The sequence below is a fragment of the Chryseobacterium sp. SIMBA_029 genome (assembly GCF_046535275.1).
Lineage (GTDB): Bacteria > Bacteroidota > Bacteroidia > Flavobacteriales > Weeksellaceae > Chryseobacterium.
In genome coordinates this window covers 1-243 of sequence record NZ_JAWRXA010000746.1, presented here as the reverse complement: position 1 = coordinate 243, position 243 = coordinate 1, and the positions used below count along the sequence as shown (strand labels likewise).

At 43.2% G+C, this 243-nt stretch carries 1 protein-coding gene; it reads left to right on the top strand.

Features of this window, described 5'->3' with window-relative positions:
* On the top strand, positions 1-243 hold a 243-nt coding region (locus SB679_RS25915), incomplete at both ends, for an AMP-binding protein (protein ID WP_410705257.1).

Below are 243 nucleotides of genomic sequence, written 5' to 3'. Positions count from 1 at the left end.
GGAAACAGGCAGGCTCCGGCTGATTATATTAGGTGGTGAATCGGTCAACAAGAACGATTTAAGGCGGTTTAGTTCATTAGATCTTAATCATTCGATCCGCCTCATTAATCATTATGGACCGACGGAAAGTACAATCGGCTGTGTGGCGGGAGAGATCAATCTTGATCAAATCGATGAATTCTCCAACGTAATCGGTAAGCCATTGGACAATATCCAAGCCTATATTCTTGATCCGCATCAGAA